Raw genomic sequence first — 16861 nt, forward strand, 5'->3', positions numbered from 1 at the left:
TCAGGTGCCCGACGACGACCGGCCGGTGCGGGACTCCAGCGCGAGGCGGGTGTCGTCGCCGTAGACGCCGGTCTCGTCGCCCCGGATGCCGTACCAGAGCTGGAAGCGGGCGACGGCGGCGGAGAGGGCGGCGTCGTAGCGGCCGTCGGTGGCGCCGGACCGGTAGACGTCCGGGACGCGCAGCAGCCGCTCCTGGAGTTCGGTCACCTCGGGGCCCGAGTCTCCCTCGCGGAGGAACCCCTGCTCGGCGGGGGCGGGCGGGGCCGGGGTGACGGGGGCGGTCGTGGACGGACGCGGGCCGGGTGCCGCGCGGTCGTCGGCGTCGCGTTCCACGAGCAGGAGCGCGCCGCCGAAGCCCGCCACCGCGGCGGCGGCCACGGCGAGCGCCAGGGCGGTGCGGCGGATCCCGGAGGCGTGCCGGGCCGCGGGCACGGGCGGGAGTTCCTGTGTCCGGTCCTCGGACCCGTGCGGCGGCCGGGGCGGCGGCACCGGCTCGTACCCGCCCCGCCCCTCCTCCTCGAACTCCCGGAACAGCTCCGCGAGTGCGTCGGTGCGGCGCGGGCGCAGGACGCGGACGGGTTCGAGGGGCGGCCCGTCGTGCGGCCGTCCCGGTCCGGACGGTGTCGTCACGTCGCTCTCCTTCCGTGCCGCGCGGGGAGTCGGTCCGCTTGCGCACAGAGGTACGTGACGGAGGTCCCGCGGGTTCAGGCGTCGCGGAGGAAACGGCGCAGGGACGCCGTCATGGCGGACACGAACGCCTCCCGGCCGGTGTCGTCGAGGGCGTCGAGGGACAGATAGGGATTGAGGTCCTCCAGTTCGACCAGCAGCAGTTCGCCACCCGGCGCGCGGCAGGCGTCGACGCGCTGGATGCCGTGGTCGAGGGTGTTCCAGTCGATGAAGCCCCGGGCGAAGTCCAGGTCGTCCCGGCCGGGTTCGTACGGCTCCAGCTCCCAGCGGCGTTCGGGGTGCGGGGCGTAGAGGGCGTACTGGAAGTCGTGGTCGACGAAGTAGAAGGAGATCTCGTGGACGAAGTCGATGTGCGGCTGCACCAGGACGTCCCCGTCGACGAGTCCGCGCACCTCGTCGACGGGGACGACGCGCAGGCCCATGGAGTCGGCGCCGAGCCTGGGCTTGACCACGTACCGCTCCGTGCCGGGCAGCCGGTGCAGGTCCTCCGGCCGGTCGACGGTGGGGATCACCGGACGGCCGGCGACGGTCAGGTCGAGCAGGTACTGCTTGCCGGCCATGTCGCCCCTGCCGGTGAGCGGGTTGTAGACCGGTGTGCCGGTCGCGGTGGCGCGCTCGCGGAAGGCGTCGTAGGCGTCCCGGTACCCCAGTACGGGACCGCTGTTGCGGACCACGACGGCGTCGAAGCCGTCCATCAGGGCGGCGGCGTCCCGCGGATGGCACAGGGCGAGGTCGATGTGCTCGCGCAGCCGGGAGGTGAGGAAGACGTCCTCGTCGCAGTAGCGGCGCCCGCGGGCCGGGTAGGCCAGGTCGGTGACGTACAGGACGCGGGGACGGACGGGCGGCATACGGGCTCCTCGGGGACGGCGGTGGCTCGATCATAGGAACGACCTGCGGGAAGGGGACACAGCGGTACTGAGTTCCGTGTACGGCGTGCACTGAGTGCCATCAGTGGCTTCCCGGTGCTACGTTCCGTGCATGAGCTCCAGCAGTGCGGCTCCCGGCCGCGGGGACAGGGCCGAGAAGCCGCCGATGCGGGACGCCCTGGTCGCGGCGGCGTTCCGGCTGTTCCTGGAGCGGGGCTACGAACAGACCACGGTCGACGACATCGTGGCGCTCGCCGGGGTGGGCCGGCGGTCCTTCTTCCGCTACTTCCCGTCCAAGGAGGACGTGGTCTTCCCCGACCACGAGCGCTGCCTCGCCGACATGACGGCCTTCCTGGCGGCGGGCTCCGAGGACGATCCGGTGCGCAGGGTCTGCGACGCGGCCCGGCTGGTGCTGCTGATGTACGCCGAGAACCCGGCGTTCTCCGTGCAGCGCTACCGCCTCACCAAGAGCGTGCCCGGACTGCGGGCGTACGAGTTGTCCGTGGTCTGGCGGTACGAGCGGGCGCTGGCCGGATTTCTGCGGGACCGCTTCGCCGGTCTGCCCGACGGCGTCCTCCGCGCCGATGTGATCGCGGCGGCGGTGGTCGCGGCGCACAACAACGCGCTGCGCTCCTGGCTGCGTTCGGACGGGAAGGGGGACGCGGAGGCCGCGGTGGACCACGCGCTGGGGCATGTGCGGGCCGCGTTCGGCGCCGGGCCCGTCGCCGCGGCGGGCGAGGGGCCCGGAGACGTGGTGGTGGTCGTCTCGCGGCGCGGGGCGCCACTGTGGAGGGTGGTGCAGGAGCTGGAGACCGCGCTCGGGCGCGGGTGACCCGGCGCGGGCGCTCACCCCATTTTGGGGGTACGGAGTGCCTTTACGAGTGGCACTGAGTGCCATACTCTGTGGCTGTGCACGGTGGCAGGGCGCACCGGCACGCGCGTGCCGGGTGACCGCGCACGCGGGATTCCGGCCGAGTGCAGGGAGTTGACCAGCGTGTACCACCACTCAGGAAGCGTCGCTCAGCAGGCAGCCGGCTCCGCGACGGGTGTCCTCGATCCCCAGGGCAAGGACCACGCGGAGGCCATGCTCTTCCAGCGCTGCACCTGGTGCGGCACCGCCATGTACCACCGGCTGCTCTGTCCGGTCTGCCAGGGCAGCGACCTGCGCACGGAGCGCAGCGAGGGCGTCGGGACGGTCCGCCATTCCACGGTGCTGCACCGCAACACCCCGGCGGCCCGCAATGTGTCCCTGATCGAGATGGCCGAGGGGTTCGTGGTGCGCGGCCGGGTCATGGGGCCGCCCATCGGCATCCACGGCGGCGACCGGGTACGGCTGTCGACGGCCAAGGACCCGGTGCGCGGCGAGCCGGTCTTCCAACTGGTGGACGAGCCGTTCCGGGCCTGGACCTGACGGTCCGCCGGGCACGGCCCGGCACGCGGTTCAGAGCGTGATGCGGATACCGACCGTGCCGCTCGTGCCCCGGCGCAGCCTGCTGCCCAGCAGGGTCAGCCGCCCCACGAGGCCGTACTTGCGGCCGATCAGCCTCCGGTAGCGGGCGGTGGTGGCCGGGTCGCAGATCTCCGCGGTGGCGGGGACCTGGTCACCGGTCGGGTTGCCGCGTATGTCGCAGGGGCCGACGAGGACGTCGCCGCGGGCGCGGATCCGTTTCACCTTCCACGAGTCGGCGACGGTCCACACCCCGAGCGCGTCACCGTCCCGCACCACCCACACCGGCGTGGCGACGGGCGTGCCGTTCTTGCGGTAGCTGGTGACCAACAGGTACTTCCCCGCCCCGAGCAGGTCCCGCAACGCGTCGTCCATGCGGGGAAGTCTAAGCAGGTCCGGCGAAGTCCGCCGCGGTTCGGCAGCGCCCTGAAGGGGCGCGGGACCGTACCGACGTGCGGCCACCGCCGCGTGGGCGCGCCCGGCCACGACGGCGCCGCGGACGACCGACGGCGCGTCGCCGTACCGCCGGCGGAGCGCTCAGGCGTCCGGACGCCGCGCGACGAAGACGAACTCCCGGCCCGGGCGGTCGGGGGCGTCCCGTACCTCCTCCACCGTGTAGCCGTGACCTTCGAGGTCCGCCTCGACCTCCTCCCGCTCGCGGAAACGCAGCGTCGAGTCCGAGGTCAGTACCGCCCCGTCCGCGGCGAACACGTAGGTGGTGCGGAACGTCACCAGCGGGCCGTCCGCCTCGGTCACCTGGTGCCAGCTCTCGACCGTGCCGACGCCGGGTACGTCCGCCCTGCTGTACGACTCCTCGCGGGTCCACCCCTCCCAGGCCCGCCGGGCCGGATCGCGGGTCTCGAACACCAGGCGTCCCCCGGGCCGCAGTGCCGCGTGGGCGCCGCGCAGGGTGCCGTGCCAGGCGCCGGGATCGGCGACGGCCTGGGCGACGTTCGCCGTCATGGTCGCCAGATCGACCCGCAGCGGCGGCAGCGCCGTCGCGTCGCCCTCGATCCAGCGGACCCGTGCGCCGCCCGGCTTGCCCCGTGCCACGTCGAGGGACGCCCCGGCGGGGTCGACGCCGACCACCTCGATCCCCCGGCCGGCCAGGAGCAGCGCGAACACCCCTGTTCCGCAGCCGATGTCCAGCACCCGCCGGGCACCGAACTCCTCCGCCATGCCCAGGTAGGCGTCGAGATCGCTCCGGTCGGGGTCGAGCGGATCGTAGAGCGCGGCGAGCCGCGGGTGGCCGAAGCACTCGTCAGCCACGGGCACCGCCCGCGCGCTCCACGGCGACCGCCATCCGCCGTACCGCCTCCTCCAGCACCCCGGGCGAGGCGGCGAGGTTCAGCCGGGCGTGGCCGGCTCCTCCGGTGCCGAAGGGCAGACCGGAGTTGAGCGCCACGCGGCCGTGCCGGAGGAAGGTGTCGGCGGGGTCGTCGCCGAGGCCGAGGGCGCGGCAGTCCAGCCAGGCGAGGTAGGTGGCGTCGCCCGGCCGGTAGCGGATCGCCGGCAGCCGCTCGGCCAGGAGGTCCGCGAGCAGCCGGCGGTTGGTGTCGAGGCCGGCGAGCAGGGCGTCCAGCCAGGCGGTGCCGTCGCGCAGGGCGGCGGTGTGGGCGAGGATGCCGACGTGGCTCGGGCCGTGGCCGACCTCCTCGGGCATCCGCGCCAGGTCGCCCGCGGCCTCGGGCCCCGCGACGGCGAGGGCGGCCTTGAGCCCGGCCAGGTTCCACGCCTTCGACGCCGACATCAGCGACAGGCCGTGCTCGCCGCCCGGCACGCTCAGGTACGGCACGAACCGCGTGTCGCCGACGGCCAGCGGGGCGTGGATCTCGTCGGCGACGACGCGTACGCCGTACCGCTCGGCGAGGGCGGCGACGGCGGACAGTTCGTCGGCGGTGTGCACGGTGCCGGTGGGGTTGTGCGGGCTGCACAGCAGGTAGGCGGCCCGTCGCCGGCCGGCCGTCACCCGCCGGAAGGTGTCCTCCAGGACGTCGAGGTCGATCCGCGCGTCGGCGCCTAGCGGGGCCTCGGCCACTTCGCGGTCCAGGTGCCCGACGAAGTCGTAGAACGGCGGGTAGACCGGTGAATTCACCACCACCGCGTCCCCGTACCCGGTGACCAGTTTCAGCATCTCGACCACGCCGAGCATGACGTCGGGCACGATCGCGGTGCGCTCCACGGCGAGCCCGCCCCAGTCCCACCGCTTGTCCGCGAAGGCGGCCAGCGCCTCCGCGTAGGCGGTGCCGGCGGGGTAGCCGGTGTCGCCGAGTTCCATCGCCCCGGTGACGGCGCGGACGACCGGTCCGGCCAGGGGCACGTCCATCTCGGCCACCCACAGGGGCAGCACGTCCTCGGGATAGGTCCGCCATTTCATGCTGGTGCGGCGGCGCAGGCGGTCCAGGTCGAGGGCGTGCAGCGGATTCGGTTCACCGGACGTCTCGTGCGGAATCCTGGTCATGAACACACGATAAGGGCCGTGGTGTGAACGGACATCGGGACGACGGCCCGCGCCCGGTCTGAACGCGCCGGGTTCCGGGCCCGTATGGGAAGAGGGCCTCCGACTCAGGGGAGGCCCTCGCGGTGCGCGCACCGCGCTGCCGAGGTTCGGGAGCCACGCATGAGGCACGCACGACGACGGGTGGTCCGGCGAGTGACACGGCTGGCGGCCGTCGGCGGACTCCTCCTGGGGGCCACGATGGTCACCCACGCCGTCGCCAGTGAGCCCCGCGCGCCCGACGCGGTCCCGTTCGCCACCGCCGAGGAGACGGCGGCCGGGCCGGGCGCCGGCCTGGTGTCGAGGCTCGGCACCTCCCGTACGGCGGGCAGCTGGATCGCCGACGACGGCAGGACGGTGGTCGCGGTCACCGACGAGGAGGCGGCGGCCGAGGTGCGCGGGGCCGGCGCCGAGCCGAAGATGGTGCGGCACAGCATGGACGACTTCAAGTCCGCGACCGAGAGGCTGGGTTCGGCGCCGCGCGTGCCCGGGACGGCGTGGGCCATGGACTACCGGACCAACGAGGTGGTGGTCCGGGGCGACAGCACGGTGTCGGCGGACGACTGGTCCGAGCTGACCGAAGTGGCGGACGGCATCGGCGGTTTCGTCCGCATGGAGCGGAGCGAGGGCACCTTCACCACCCGGCTCAACGGGGCGCTGCCCATCCTGTCGACGGCCGGCCGCTGTTCGGCGGGCTTCAACGTGACCGACGGGGAGCGGGACTTCATCCTCACCGCCGGGCACTGCGGGCCCGACGGGTCGGTGTGGTTCGCCGACGACCAGGGCAGGCAGGAGGTCGGGACGACGGTCGGCGGCAGCTTCCCCGGGGACGACTACTCGCTGATCGAGTACGCCGGCGGCCGGGCCGGCGAGGGCGCCGGTGTGGTGGCCGTCGGCGACGGCAAGGGCGTACGGATCACGGGGGTGGCGGATCCGACGGTGGGCCAGCGGGTGTTCCGCAGCGGCAGCACCAGCGGGCTACGGGACGGCGAGGTGACCGCGCTCAACGCGACGGTGAACTACCCCGAGGGCACGGTCAGCGGTCTCATCGAGTCCGATGTGTGCGCCGAACCCGGGGACAGTGGTGGTCCGATGTTCTCCGAGGGCATCGCGCTCGGTGTCACGTCGGGCGGCAGCGGTGACTGCCGGACGGGCGGTACGACGTACTTCCAGCCGGTGACGAAGGCGCTGGCGCGGCTCGGCGTACGGCTCGTCGTGGCGCCCGGGGCCGACGGGGGTGCGGCGGCGCCCTCCCCCGCCCCGTCGGACGCGCGGGGCGCGGCGGCTCCGGACGCCGCCTCGCCGGGGTCGTCGACTCCGGTGCGGGGCATCCTCCCGGACCCGTCGACCCTGCTGTCCCGGCTGGCCGACCCCCGCAACGTCGGTCCCGGGCTGCTGGTGATCGCGGGCAGCCTGGTCGCCCTGGTGGCGTCGCGCTGGATACGGGCGGAGCAGGACCGCAAGGAGTACCGGCGCCACTACTCGGCGTCATGGGGCTGAGCGGGCGGCCGGCGCGGACCTTCAGCCGATGGTGAGCAGCACGGTCGCCAGGGCGGCTCCCAGCAGCCCGGCGGCCTGCCGTCGGGAGACGTGTTCGTGCAGGACGGCGAGACCGAGGACGACCGGGAGCGCGGGGTAGAGGGAGGCGAGGACCACCGCGACGGCGAGCATCTGCCGCTGGACGGCCAGCAGGTAGAGGATGAGGCCTAGGGCGGCACCCGCCCCGATCAGCAGGGCCTGGGCGCCCGGCCGCGCCGGCAGCCGGAGGATCCCGGGGTGACGGACGGCGTCGGGGAGCAGGACGAGGACGGCGGCGACCCGGCCCGCGACGACCGGCCACAGCCCGCTCCCGGGGTCCGCCTGGCCGAGGGCGACGTACTGCACGGCGACACCCACGCTGGCCAGGAGCCCGTCCGTCGCCTCCCGGCCCGTCCGGGTGCCGCCGCCGGACACCCACCACAGGGCGGGCCCGGTGACGGCGATCCCCGCCCAGGCCAAGGCGCCCGGGCGGTCACCGAGGACGAGGACACCGCACAGGACGGACAGCGCGACGCCTGTGACGGCGCTCACCGGTACGACCACGCTCATCGCGCCGTGGCTCAGGCCGCGGTTGAGGAAGCGCATGGCGGTGGCGCTGCCGGCGCCGGACAGGGCGCCCCAGAGGAGGTCGGAGCCGGCGAGGACGTCGGCGGGCAGGAGAAGGGCGGCCCCGGCGGCGAGCAGGAGGCCGCCGAGCTGGCCGAGGAAGGTGACGGCGGCATGCGGCACGCGGCGGGACAGCAGCCCGCCGGTGAAGTCGACGATGCCGTAGCAGAGGGCCGAGGTCAGTGCGAGAAGGGCACCCATTCGCTCACGGGTGCCCCGTGGACGGGATCACGATCCGAGGGGATCGGTCGGCAACCGCTCAGGCTGCCCTGGCCGGCTGCGGGAGGGCCGAGGCCCACTCCTGGACCAGGCGCTGGTACTCCTCGCGCTGTTCGACGCTCAGTGTCCCGCCCGACCGGAGCCACAGGGCCCGGATCTCCTCGTTGACCTCGGCAGCCGATCGCTCGGAGGAGGGTTCAACAGTGGTGGACATGCCGTGAAGCATACGGCGCCGGACGTGAAGGCGCTGTGAGCAATCGCACGCCCTTCGGACATTTCGGGCAGTGTTGCTGATCACGTCCATCTGCCAAGGAACGTGGGCGAGTTCACATCCGGAGCTCGGGGACGCGCCCGGGTGCGAGGCGCCCGGCGGGCCGGGCGCCCGCGGGGATCAGGTGCCCGGCTTGCGGCCGTACACGTAGACGTCGTCGCCGTTCTTCAGCAGCGACCAGTACTTCTTGGCGGCGGTCTTCGTCATGTTGACGCAGCCGTGGGAACCCGGCGGGTTCCACATGCTGACGCCGACCGAGTGGAAGGCCTGACCACCGTCGAAGAACTGACTGTAGGGCATCGGCACGTCGTAGATGGTCGAGACGTGGTCGATGTTGCGCCAGTAGACCTTCTTCAGGCCGGTGCGGGTCTCGTACCCGTTGCGTCCCGTGCGGACCGGGACGGGGCCGTGGACGAGCTTCTTGCCGTCCTGGATCCAGCTGAGCTGGAGCGTGAGGTCCACGCAGGCGATACGGCCCTTGTTCGTGGGGCACTTGCCTGCCTTGTTCGGGTTCTTCCCGACGGCCTTCTGCTTGTTCATCAGATCCATCACGCCCCAGGTCACGGGACCGGCGTACCCGATGTTCGGCGTGATGCCGTGCTTGGTCTGGAAGGCACGGATGGCCTTGCAGTCGGCGGAGGACTGCTTTCCGTCGACCGGACGGCCGAGGAACTTCTCCACCTTCTTCTGGTACGGGCCCGCCGAGGTGGTACAGCTCGCGGCCTGTGCCGGTGTCGCGCCCAGCGCGAGTGTGAGCGGAGCCACCAACGAGGCGACCCCGAGAATGACGGCACTCCGTCTACGTATGTCCCCCATAGTCCGTTTTGCCTTTCCGCAGAAGTGGGCGCATGGCCTGCGCACTCTGCCAGGTAGACGGCCGGACTGGAAAATCGGTTGTGCGGACGAACCGGGGTGCGACCGAACGGTGACATCCGGTCAACAGGGCCGAAAATGATCGACTATCGCGGTGGGATCCCGTCCAGCGCCTGCCGGAATCCCGCGTTGACCGCCGTGATGCCGCCGTCGACGGCGAGGGTGGTGCCGGTGATCCACGCCGCGTCGCGGGAGGCGAGGAAGGCGACGGCCGCCGCGATGTCCTCGGGCTCGCCGATCCGGCCCAGCGGGTAGAGGCGCCGGGCCGCTTCGAGGTCCGCGTCCCGGCCCGCCCAGGCGCGGGTGCGGATGGTCCCCGGTGCGACGAGGTTGACCCGGACCCCGCGGGGCGCCGCGTGCCCGGCGAGGGTGCGGGTGAGGGAGATCAGGCCCGCCTTGGCCGCGCTGTAGGCGTGGTTGCCGAAGTCCTGGAGGCCGTTGACGGAGCCCACGCTCACGATCGCGCCCCGGCCGGAGGCGGCGAGGTGCGGGAGTGCGGCGCGGCAGCAGCGGTACGCGCCGGTGAGGGTGACGTCGAGGTCCGTGGCCCACTCGTCGTCCGGCTCGTCCTCGAAGCGGGGCGCGTCCGGGGTGCAGTGGGCGGCGTTGTTCACCAGGACGTCGAGCGAGCCGAAGGCGTGCACGGCGTGCGCCACGGCCGCCTCGACCGTGGCGCGGTCGGTCACGTCACAGGCGAAGGACTCGGCCGCGAGCCCCCGCTCCCGCAGCGCCGACGCCGTCCGCTCCGCCTCGTCGGGGTCCGCGTCGGCCACCAGGACCCGCGCCCCCTCCTCGGCGAACCGCGCGGCGGTGGCCGCGCCGATGCCGCGTGCCGCCCCGGTGATCAGAACCCCGTGCCCCGCGAAGCGCCTCGTGTCCGTCGTCATGGGATGAAGGTAGCCGCCGGGGCGATCACCGCGGCAGGGGTCGGAGACAATCAGCGGTAGCCGGTCACGTCCGCCGGCTTGTCCGCGTCCTGCACCTCGACGAGGTAGCGCCAGGCGTCCGGGCGGCTGCCGTCGAGGTCGGTGAAGCCGTACTCCCGGGCGAGGCCGCCGCTGGAGAGGGAGGTGCCGTTGAAGCGGGCCACGTCCGGGTCGGCGGCGAGGGCGGTGACGGCCCGTCCGACGTAGCGCGGGGTCTCGGAGATGGCGAAGTGGGGGACGTTGTCGAGGGCGTCGCGCCAGTTGTCCTCGCGTACGCCGAAGTGGTCGAGCATGATCTCCGAGCGGAGCCAGCCCGGGGTGAGGGCGACGGCCGTGGCGCCACGCGGGCCGAGTTCATGGCCGAGGGCGAACGCCATGCGCAGGACGGAGGACTTGGCGAGGTCGTAGAAGAAGGAGACGCGGTAGTGGTCGCGGTTGTAGTCGGCGGTGCCGTCGGTGACCTCGACGACCAGTCCGCCGGGGTGGCGCAGCAGCAGCGGCAGCGCGTGGTGGCTGGTGATCGCGTGGGTCTCGACGGCGAGGCGGAGCAGGCGCAGGCCCTTGTCCAGGTCGTGCTCCCAGACGGGTGCGTCCCAGTCGAAGAGGGTCTCGCCGCCCCAGATGTCGTTGACGAGGACGTCCAGGCGGCCCTGCTCGCCGGCGATCCGGTCGACGAGTGCCTTCACCTGCCCCGGTTCGAGGTGGTCGGTCGGCACCGCGATGCCCCGGCCGCCCGCCTCGGTGACCAGGTCGGCGGTGTCCTCGATGGTCTCGGGGCGGTCGTACTCGGAGCGGCGTTCGCGGGTGCTGCGGCCCGTGACGTAGACGGTCGCGCCCGCCGCCCCCAGTTCCACGGCGATGCCCCGTCCGGCGCCCCGGGTCGCCCCGGCCACCAGTGCGACCCTGCCCTTCAACTGCTCCGACATGTACGGCCTCCCGTCAACGGCTCTCTGCTGTCGCTTCGAGCGTGACGGGCAATCCGGACACCTTCTGTCACCTTTTCGCGCCGGTCACCCGGGCGGGCCGCTCAGTGGCCGCGCGCGATCCATTCCTCCAGGTGCGGGGCCTCCGCGCCGATGGTGGTCGGGTCGCCGTGGCCGGTGAGGACCTCGGTCTCGGGCGGGAGGGTCAGCAGCCGGTCCCGGATCGAGTCGATGATCGTCGGGAAGTGGGAGAAGGAGCGGCCGGTGGCGCCCGGACCACCCTGGAAGAGGGTGTCGCCGGTGAACACGGTCCCCAGCCCCGGGTCGTACAGGCAGACCGCGCCGGGCGCGTGTCCCGGGGTGTGCAGCACGGTGAGGTCGGCGCCGGCGGCCTCGATCACCTGGCCGTCGACGAGCCAGGAGTCGGGGTCGCGGTCGGGGTGGGTCTGCTTCCACAGCGGCAGGTCGTCGGGGTGCAGCCAGATGGTGGCGCCGGTGCGCTCGGCGAGGGCGGGCGCGGCGTCGATGTGGTCGTTGTGGGCGTGGGTGCACACGATGGCGGTGAGGCGGCGGTCCCCCACCGCCTCGGCGATGGCGTCGGCGTCGTGGGCGGCGTCGATGACGATCGCCTCGTGGTCGTCGCCGACGATCCACACGTTGTTGTCGACGTCCCAGGTGCCGCCGTCGAGGCTGAACTGGCCGGAGGTGACGAGTCGTTCGATGCGGGCGGCCATCACAGCACCACCACCGAACGCAGCACGTCGCCCTGGTGCATCCGCTCGAAGGCCTTCTCGACCTCGTCGAGCTGGATGGTCTCGGTGACGAACGCGCCCAGGTCCAGGCGGCCCTGGAGGTGGAGGTCGATCAGCATCGGGAAGTCGCGGGAGGGCAGGCAGTCGCCGTACCAGGAGGACTTGAGGGAGCCGCCGCGGCCGAAGACGTCGAGGAGCGGCAGTTCGAGCTTCATCTCCGGGGTGGGCACGCCGACCAGGACGACCGTGCCGGCCAGGTCACGGGCGTAGAAGGCCTGCTGGTACGTCTCGGGGCGGCCGACGGCCTCGATGACGACGTCGGCGCCGAAGCCGCCGGTGAGTTCGCGGATCGCCTCGACGGGATCGGTCTCGCGGGAGTTGACGGTGTGGGTGGCGCCCATGGAGCGCGCGGTCCGAAGCTTGCGGTCGTCGATGTCGACGGCGATGATCTTCGCCGCTCCGGCGAGCCGGGACCCGGCGATCGCCGCGTCCCCGACACCGCCGCAGCCGATGACGGCGACGGAGTCGCCCCGGCCGACGTTCCCGGTGTTGATCGCGGCGCCGATGCCGGCCATCACGCCGCAGCCGAGCAGCCCGGCGACCTGTGCGGAGACGGCGGGATCGACCTTGGTGCACTGTCCGGCGGCGACCAGGGTCTTCTCGGCGAAGGCTCCGATGCCCAGGGCCGGGGAGAGCTCGGTGCCGTCGGTGAGGGTCATCTTCTGCTTCGCGTTGTGGGTGTCGAAGCAGTACCAGGGGCGTCCGCGCAGACAGGCGCGGCACTTCCCGCACACCGCGCGCCAGTTGAGGATCACGAAGCCACCGGGCTCGACGTCGGTGACGCCGTCGCCGACCGACTCGACCACGCCCGCGGCCTCGTGACCGAGCAGGAAGGGGAAGTCGTCGCTGATCCCGCCCTGCTTGTAGTGCAGATCGGTGTGGCACACCCCGCAGGCCTGGATCCGGACGACCGCCTCGCCGGGTCCGGGATCGGGCACGACGATCGTCTCGATCCGCACCGGCTCGTCCTTGCCGGGTGCGATCACGCCGCGTACTTCCTGCGCCATGCTGCTGACTCCTTCATCGACCGTGTCCGTACCCCCGACCCTACGCGGGAATGATCGCTTCCGCCGCCCGCCGTGCGGCGGGTCCGCCCCCGCGACGTAGCCTGAACCTCCGACCGACGCCGAGGGGGGCGACGTGAGCATCACGGCAGAGGAATCCGGCCCGCCCGCCTGGCGGCTGCTCCTCGGATACGTACGACCGCACCGGTGGGCCCTGCTGGGCGGCGCCGTGCTGTCCCTGATGACCGGGGCGACGGGGCTGATGCTGCCGCTGGTGGCCCGGGACCTGATCGACGACCTCTCGGACGACCGGGCGATCACCGGCGCGCTGCTGCTGATGTCGGCGCTCGTGGTCGCCAACGCCGTACTGGGGGCGCTGGGTTCGTACGTGCTGCGGCGCACCGCCGAGTCGGTGGTGCTCGGGGCGCGGCGCTCGCTGTCGTCGTATCTGCTGCGGCTGCGGATCACCGCCGTGGACCGCAGTGAGCCGGGCGATCTGATGGCCCGCATCACCTCCGACACCACCCTGCTGCGCGAGGTGACCACGGACTCGCTGGTCGGTCTCGGCACGGGCGGGCTGACGCTGATCGCGACCGTGGTGCTGATGGGTTTCGTGGACCCGGTGCTGCTGGGTGTCACGCTGGGAGTGATCGCGCTCGCGGGCACGGTGCTGGGGGTGATCGTGCCGCACATCAACCGGGCCTCCCGGCAGGCGCAGGACGCGGTCGGTGTGATGGGTGCCTCGCTGGAGCGGGTGCTCGGCGCGCTGCGCACGGTCAAGGCGTCCGGTGCCGAGCCGCGGGAGGAGCGCGCGCTGCACGAGGCCGCGCAGGAGTCGTGGCGGCAGAGCGTGCGCGCCGCCAAGTGGTCGGCGGCGGCGGGCAACACGGCCGGGCTGGCCATGCAGATCGCGTTCATCACGGTCCTCGCGGTGGGCGGCGCGCGGGTGGCGACCGACGCCATCGACATCGGGACGCTGGTGGCGTTCCTGCTGTTCGTGTTCTATCTGATGGCGCCGATCCAGCAGGTCGTCGGCGCGCTCACGCAGTACCAGACGGGCAGCGCCGCCCTCGCCCGGATCCAGGAGGCGCTGCGGCTGCCCGCGGAACCGGCCGCCGAGCCCGCGCGGCTGCCCGAGACCGGCACGGCGCCCGCCGCGCTCGCCTTCGAGGACGTCCGCTTCCGGTACGCCGACGACCTGCCGTACGTCCACCACGGGGTGACGTTCACCGTGCCCGCCCAGGGCATGACCGCGTTCGTCGGCCCGTCCGGCGCGGGCAAGACCACCGTCTTCTCCCTCATCGAGCGGTTCTACGACCCCGACTCCGGCGTGATCACACTGGACGGCCGTGATCTGGCCGACTGGGAGCTGCCGCGGCTGCGGGCCTCGATCGGGTACGTCGAGCAGGACGCGCCGGTGCTGTCGGGCTCCCTGCGGGACAACCTGCTGCTGGGCAACCCCGAGGCGGACGACGGCACCCTGACGCGGGTGCTGAAGACGACCCGGCTCGACGGTCTGGTGTCCCGGCTGCCGGACGGGCTCGACACCCTCGTCGGGCACCGCGGCACCAAGCTGTCCGGCGGGGAGCGCCAGCGGGTCGCCATAGCCCGCGCCCTGCTGCGCCGCCCCCGGCTGCTGCTGCTCGACGAGGCCACCTCGCAGCTCGACGCGGTGAACGAGGCGGCGCTGCGCGACACCGTCGCCGACGTGGCGCGTACGACGACGGTCCTGGTCGTCGCGCACCGGCTGTCCACGGTGACGGCGGCCGACCGGATCGTGGTGATGGACGCGGGCCGGGTCCGGGCCGTCGGCACGCACCGGGAGCTGGTGACCGCCGATCCGCTGTACGCGGAGCTGGCGGCCACGCAGTTCCTCGCGACGGCCGAGTGAGCGGCGCGGGACGGCGCGGGGGCCTGGCTTGCCGTGCCCGGCGGGCCGGAGGACGCTCGTAGGAGAGGCCGTCCCGGCCCGCCGGAGGTCCGGGCCACGGCCCCGCGGAGGAGGTGGGTCGTCATGACGACCGCGTCACAACCCGTCTTCGGCACCGACACGCTGCGCCGGGGCCTCGAGGCGGACACGTCGGCGCCGCTGATGTCGCTCTACGCGGACGACGCGGAACTGCGCATCGTGGACCGCAACACCCAGCCCAGCCACCCCAAGGTCCTGCACGGCCGGGACGAGATCGCCACCATGCTGGACGACGTCTACAGCCGCGACATGACGCACACGCTGGAGGCGTGCGTCGTCCAGGGCGATCACGCCGCCTACTGCGAGAGCTGCCAGTACCCGGACGGGGTGCGGGTGCTGTCGGAGTCGATGCTCACACTGCGGGACGGCAAGATCACCGGACAGGTGATGATCCAGGCCTGGGACGAGTAGGAACGGCGGTACGGAGGTGATCAGCGCATCCAGGCGCTGTACTGCATGACATCGCCCGCCCGCACACCGTACTCGGGCTGATCGGTGGTGAACGTCTCCTCCAGACCGAGGACGGCACCCGTGGACGGGTCCAGGATCAGCATGTGGCGGACGCCGGAGCCGTCGTCGTACACGTAGGCCTGGCCGGGCCGGCCCAGCCGGTCCGTCACCCCGCCCACCGGCCGCAGCCCCTCGGCGTCCGCCAGCAGCCGGGCGAGCGCGGCGGACTCGCGGGCGCCGAGCGTCCAGTGGTCCAGCAACTGCGCGGTGGCGGCGAGGAGTTCGGGCGTCGTCCGGATCTCGCCGTGCACCGCCTCGGTGAGGTAGGCCCGCAGCCGGCCGGTGTCGTGCGGCGGACGCGCGGCGGGCGGGGCGTCGCTCCAGCTCGGTGGGAAGGCCCGCCGGCTGATCACCTGTCCGTCGTCGACGAGGCGCGGCTCGCCGTCCTCGTCGGTGAGGACGGGTCGGCCCGGGTGCCGGGGGTCGGTGGCCACGACGAGTTCGGTGTGCCGGCCGTCCGCCGTCCAGCGCACGATGCGCTCCTCGGGCAGGGTGACCGGCGGCTCCGTGTCGCTCATACCCAGGCTCCACGACTGCACGTGCGTGCCCTTGCGCAGCGCCGGGGCGCCGTCGGCCGCGGCGGTCGCGGCCCGCTCGGCGAGCCGGTCCAGGGGTACGGGTGTGGAGTCGGCCAGGACGGCCAGCGGGCGGGGCGCGGCGATCGCGGGGGTGGCGGCGGGACCGCCGAGCAGCAGGACGGAGGTGAGCGCGGCGACGGCGGCGACGGCCGCGAGGGCCCAGGCCGGCCGGAAGCGGCCTCCGAGCCGCAGCGGGATGCGCCGTCCGGTGCTCCGGTCGTCCAGCAGCCGGCCGAGCCGGTGTTCCGCGCGGTGGTCGAGGGGGCCGTCGCCGAAGCGGGGGCCGTCGTCCGGCACCGGGTTGGCGCGGCGCAGCAGGTCGAGTTCGTCAGTCATGGCCGTGGTCCTTGGAGGCGTTCGCGTCGGCGAGTGCGGGGCACAGTCGGTCGATCTCGGCTCTCAGCCGCCGGCGGGCGCGGTGCAGCCGCATGGTGGCGGCCCGCCGGCCGCAGCCGAGGGCGACGGCGACCTCGTCGATGCCGAGTTCCTCCCAGGCGGTCAGCCGCAGCACCTCCTGGTCGCCGGGGGCGAGCCGGGCCAGCGCCTCGTGCACCCAGTCGCCCGGCGTCTCGGTGCCGGGGCCGGACACGACGTGCCGGCGGTGGGCGGTGTGGTCGTTGCCGAGCCGGTCGACGAGCCGTCGGCGGCGCCCCTGGCCGCGTACCGCGTTGGCCAGACAGTTGCGTGCCACCCCGTACAGCCAGGGCAGCGGGGAGGCCGGCAGGTCCGCCCGGCGCCGCCAGGCGACCGTGAACACCTCCGCCACCACTTCCTCCACCTCACTCGTACGCCCGTCCAGTCGCCGCGCGACATAGCGGCTGACCGCCCAGTAGTGCTCGCGATAGGCAGCGGCGAAGATCTCGTCGTCGCTCATGTCCCGTTCGTGTCCGGCTCCCCCGTGATCGTCACAGCCGTGTGCCGTGATCCATGTCGCATCCTCCGAGTGTGACCGGCGCGCGGGGCACGGACACAGGCGGGTCGTGAAAAGCATCAACGGACTCAGGGGCCGCAAGGGCCTCACGTGGCTGACGACCACGGACCACAAGACGATCGGCACGCTGTATCTGGTGACGTCGTTCGTGTTCTTCATCATCGGTGGCGTGATGGCCCTGGTGATGCGCGCCGAGCTGGCCC

At 73.1% G+C, this 16861-nt stretch carries 19 protein-coding genes; 5 read left to right on the forward strand and 14 right to left on the reverse strand.

Features of this window, described 5'->3' with window-relative positions; genetic code table 11:
* Together AMK33_RS19790 and AMK33_RS19795 are read right to left on the reverse strand one after the other, a co-directional pair.
* Window positions 1–630: a peptidoglycan-binding domain-containing protein gene (locus tag AMK33_RS19790; protein ID WP_073934160.1), complete on the reverse strand. Its 630-nt coding sequence runs from the start codon at window positions 628–630 to the stop codon at window positions 1–3.
* A gap of 74 nt (window positions 631–704) precedes the next feature.
* On the reverse strand, window positions 705–1535 hold the full coding sequence (locus AMK33_RS19795) for a hypothetical protein (RefSeq protein ID WP_073934161.1): 831 nt from the start codon (window positions 1533–1535) through the stop codon (window positions 705–707).
* Window positions 1536–1665: 130 nt separating this feature from the next.
* Between AMK33_RS19795 and AMK33_RS19800 the strand changes: the two genes are divergently transcribed.
* Together AMK33_RS19800 and AMK33_RS19805 are read left to right on the forward strand one after the other, a co-directional pair.
* Entirely contained in the window at window positions 1666–2385 is a 720-nt protein-coding gene (locus tag AMK33_RS19800; protein ID WP_073934162.1) for a TetR family transcriptional regulator, read from the forward strand.
* Window positions 2386–2547: 162 nt separating this feature from the next.
* On the forward strand, window positions 2548–2964 hold the full coding sequence (locus AMK33_RS19805; RefSeq protein ID WP_073934163.1) for a Zn-ribbon domain-containing OB-fold protein: 417 nt from the start codon (window positions 2548–2550) through the stop codon (window positions 2962–2964).
* Window positions 2965–2994: 30 nt separating this feature from the next.
* On the opposite strand, the gene AMK33_RS19810 is transcribed toward AMK33_RS19805, so the two are convergent.
* The 3 genes from AMK33_RS19810 to AMK33_RS19820 all read right to left on the reverse strand — a co-directional run bounded on the left by AMK33_RS19810 (window position 2995) and on the right by AMK33_RS19820 (window position 5461).
* Window positions 2995–3375, reverse strand: a complete 381-nt coding sequence (locus tag AMK33_RS19810) for a PPOX class F420-dependent oxidoreductase (RefSeq protein ID WP_073934164.1) — start codon at window positions 3373–3375, stop codon at window positions 2995–2997.
* Between the two features lie 162 nt (window positions 3376–3537).
* Window positions 3538–4269, reverse strand: coding sequence for a class I SAM-dependent methyltransferase (locus tag AMK33_RS19815; RefSeq protein ID WP_073934213.1), 732 nt, complete (start codon window positions 4267–4269; stop codon window positions 3538–3540).
* A complete protein-coding gene (locus tag AMK33_RS19820) occupies window positions 4262–5461 on the reverse strand; it encodes a MalY/PatB family protein (RefSeq protein ID WP_073934165.1) in 1200 nt (399 codons plus the stop codon). Before AMK33_RS19820 ends, AMK33_RS19815 begins: the two co-directional genes overlap by 8 nt.
* Window positions 5462–5620: 159 nt before the next feature.
* Between AMK33_RS19820 and AMK33_RS19825 the strand changes: the two genes are divergently transcribed.
* A complete protein-coding gene (locus AMK33_RS19825; protein ID WP_073934166.1) occupies window positions 5621–6997 on the forward strand; it encodes a S1 family peptidase in 1377 nt (458 codons plus the stop codon).
* A 21-nt stretch (window positions 6998–7018) separates the two neighbouring features.
* Here AMK33_RS19825 and AMK33_RS19830 read toward each other — a convergent pair whose 3' ends face one another.
* The 7 genes from AMK33_RS19830 to AMK33_RS19860 all read right to left on the reverse strand — a co-directional run bounded on the left by AMK33_RS19830 (window position 7019) and on the right by AMK33_RS19860 (window position 12673).
* Window positions 7019–7843: an EamA family transporter gene (locus tag AMK33_RS19830; protein WP_073934167.1), complete on the reverse strand. Its 825-nt coding sequence runs from the start codon at window positions 7841–7843 to the stop codon at window positions 7019–7021.
* A 58-nt stretch (window positions 7844–7901) separates the two neighbouring features.
* Window positions 7902–8087, reverse strand: a complete 186-nt coding sequence (locus AMK33_RS19835) for a hypothetical protein (protein WP_030863721.1) — start codon at window positions 8085–8087, stop codon at window positions 7902–7904.
* A gap of 165 nt (window positions 8088–8252) precedes the next feature.
* Complete coding sequence (locus tag AMK33_RS19840) at window positions 8253–8948, reverse strand: L,D-transpeptidase family protein (protein ID WP_073934168.1); 696 nt, start codon at window positions 8946–8948, stop codon at window positions 8253–8255.
* Window positions 8949–9091: 143 nt separating this feature from the next.
* Complete coding sequence (locus tag AMK33_RS19845) at window positions 9092–9892, reverse strand: SDR family NAD(P)-dependent oxidoreductase (protein WP_073934169.1); 801 nt, start codon at window positions 9890–9892, stop codon at window positions 9092–9094.
* A 50-nt stretch (window positions 9893–9942) separates the two neighbouring features.
* Window positions 9943–10857: an SDR family oxidoreductase gene (locus tag AMK33_RS19850; protein ID WP_073934170.1), complete on the reverse strand. Its 915-nt coding sequence runs from the start codon at window positions 10855–10857 to the stop codon at window positions 9943–9945.
* Window positions 10858–10958: 101 nt separating this feature from the next.
* Complete coding sequence (locus AMK33_RS19855; protein WP_073934171.1) at window positions 10959–11588, reverse strand: MBL fold metallo-hydrolase; 630 nt, start codon at window positions 11586–11588, stop codon at window positions 10959–10961.
* Window positions 11588–12673: an S-(hydroxymethyl)mycothiol dehydrogenase gene (locus AMK33_RS19860; protein WP_073934172.1), complete on the reverse strand. Its 1086-nt coding sequence runs from the start codon at window positions 12671–12673 to the stop codon at window positions 11588–11590. The genes AMK33_RS19855 and AMK33_RS19860 overlap by 1 nt, the downstream gene beginning before the upstream one ends.
* Window positions 12674–12806: 133 nt before the next feature.
* Between AMK33_RS19860 and AMK33_RS19865 the strand changes: the two genes are divergently transcribed.
* Window positions 12807–14561, forward strand: coding sequence for an ABC transporter ATP-binding protein (locus AMK33_RS19865; protein ID WP_073934173.1), 1755 nt, complete (start codon window positions 12807–12809; stop codon window positions 14559–14561).
* Between the two features lie 123 nt (window positions 14562–14684).
* Complete coding sequence (locus tag AMK33_RS19870) at window positions 14685–15050, forward strand: nuclear transport factor 2 family protein (protein WP_073934174.1); 366 nt, start codon at window positions 14685–14687, stop codon at window positions 15048–15050.
* Between the two features lie 20 nt (window positions 15051–15070).
* On the opposite strand, the gene AMK33_RS19875 is transcribed toward AMK33_RS19870, so the two are convergent.
* Both AMK33_RS19875 and AMK33_RS19880 read right to left on the reverse strand, forming a co-directional pair.
* Entirely contained in the window at window positions 15071–16063 is a 993-nt protein-coding gene (locus AMK33_RS19875) for a CU044_5270 family protein (protein WP_073934175.1), read from the reverse strand.
* Window positions 16056–16601 carry an RNA polymerase sigma factor gene (locus tag AMK33_RS19880; RefSeq protein ID WP_073934176.1) on the reverse strand — a complete coding sequence of 182 codons (546 nt, stop codon included), beginning with the start codon at window positions 16599–16601 and terminating at the stop codon, window positions 16056–16058. Before AMK33_RS19880 ends, AMK33_RS19875 begins: the two co-directional genes overlap by 8 nt.
* Between the last annotated feature and the right edge of the window lie 260 nt (window positions 16602–16861).

It is taken from the genome of Streptomyces sp. CB02400, assembly GCF_001905725.1.
Taxonomy (GTDB): Bacteria; Actinomycetota; Actinomycetes; order Streptomycetales; family Streptomycetaceae; genus Streptomyces; species Streptomyces atrovirens.

Bases quoted from the DNA above. Each gene is read 5' to 3' on its own strand.
- AMK33_RS19860 (WP_073934172.1), bottom strand. From the start codon at position 12,673: ATGGCGCAGGAAGTACGCGGCGTGATCGCACCCGGCAAGGACGAGCCG.
- AMK33_RS19835 (WP_030863721.1), bottom strand. From the start codon at position 8,087: ATGCTTCACGGCATGTCCACCACTGTTGAACCCTCCTCCGAGCGATCG.
- AMK33_RS19800 (WP_073934162.1), top strand. From the start codon at position 1,666: ATGAGCTCCAGCAGTGCGGCTCCCGGCCGCGGGGACAGGGCCGAGAAG.
- AMK33_RS19850 (WP_073934170.1), bottom strand. From the start codon at position 10,857: ATGTCGGAGCAGTTGAAGGGCAGGGTCGCACTGGTGGCCGGGGCGACC.
- AMK33_RS19870 (WP_073934174.1), top strand. From the start codon at position 14,685: ATGACGACCGCGTCACAACCCGTCTTCGGCACCGACACGCTGCGCCGG.
- AMK33_RS19880 (WP_073934176.1), bottom strand. From the start codon at position 16,601: ATGAGCGACGACGAGATCTTCGCCGCTGCCTATCGCGAGCACTACTGG.
- AMK33_RS19825 (WP_073934166.1), top strand. From the start codon at position 5,621: ATGAGGCACGCACGACGACGGGTGGTCCGGCGAGTGACACGGCTGGCG.
- AMK33_RS19845 (WP_073934169.1), bottom strand. From the start codon at position 9,892: ATGACGACGGACACGAGGCGCTTCGCGGGGCACGGGGTTCTGATCACC.
- AMK33_RS19840 (WP_073934168.1), bottom strand. From the start codon at position 8,948: ATGGGGGACATACGTAGACGGAGTGCCGTCATTCTCGGGGTCGCCTCG.
- AMK33_RS19810 (WP_073934164.1), bottom strand. From the start codon at position 3,375: ATGGACGACGCGTTGCGGGACCTGCTCGGGGCGGGGAAGTACCTGTTG.
- AMK33_RS19795 (WP_073934161.1), bottom strand. From the start codon at position 1,535: ATGCCGCCCGTCCGTCCCCGCGTCCTGTACGTCACCGACCTGGCCTAC.
- AMK33_RS19820 (WP_073934165.1), bottom strand. From the start codon at position 5,461: ATGACCAGGATTCCGCACGAGACGTCCGGTGAACCGAATCCGCTGCAC.
- AMK33_RS19875 (WP_073934175.1), bottom strand. From the start codon at position 16,063: ATGACTGACGAACTCGACCTGCTGCGCCGCGCCAACCCGGTGCCGGAC.
- AMK33_RS19830 (WP_073934167.1), bottom strand. From the start codon at position 7,843: ATGGGTGCCCTTCTCGCACTGACCTCGGCCCTCTGCTACGGCATCGTC.
- AMK33_RS19855 (WP_073934171.1), bottom strand. From the start codon at position 11,588: ATGGCCGCCCGCATCGAACGACTCGTCACCTCCGGCCAGTTCAGCCTC.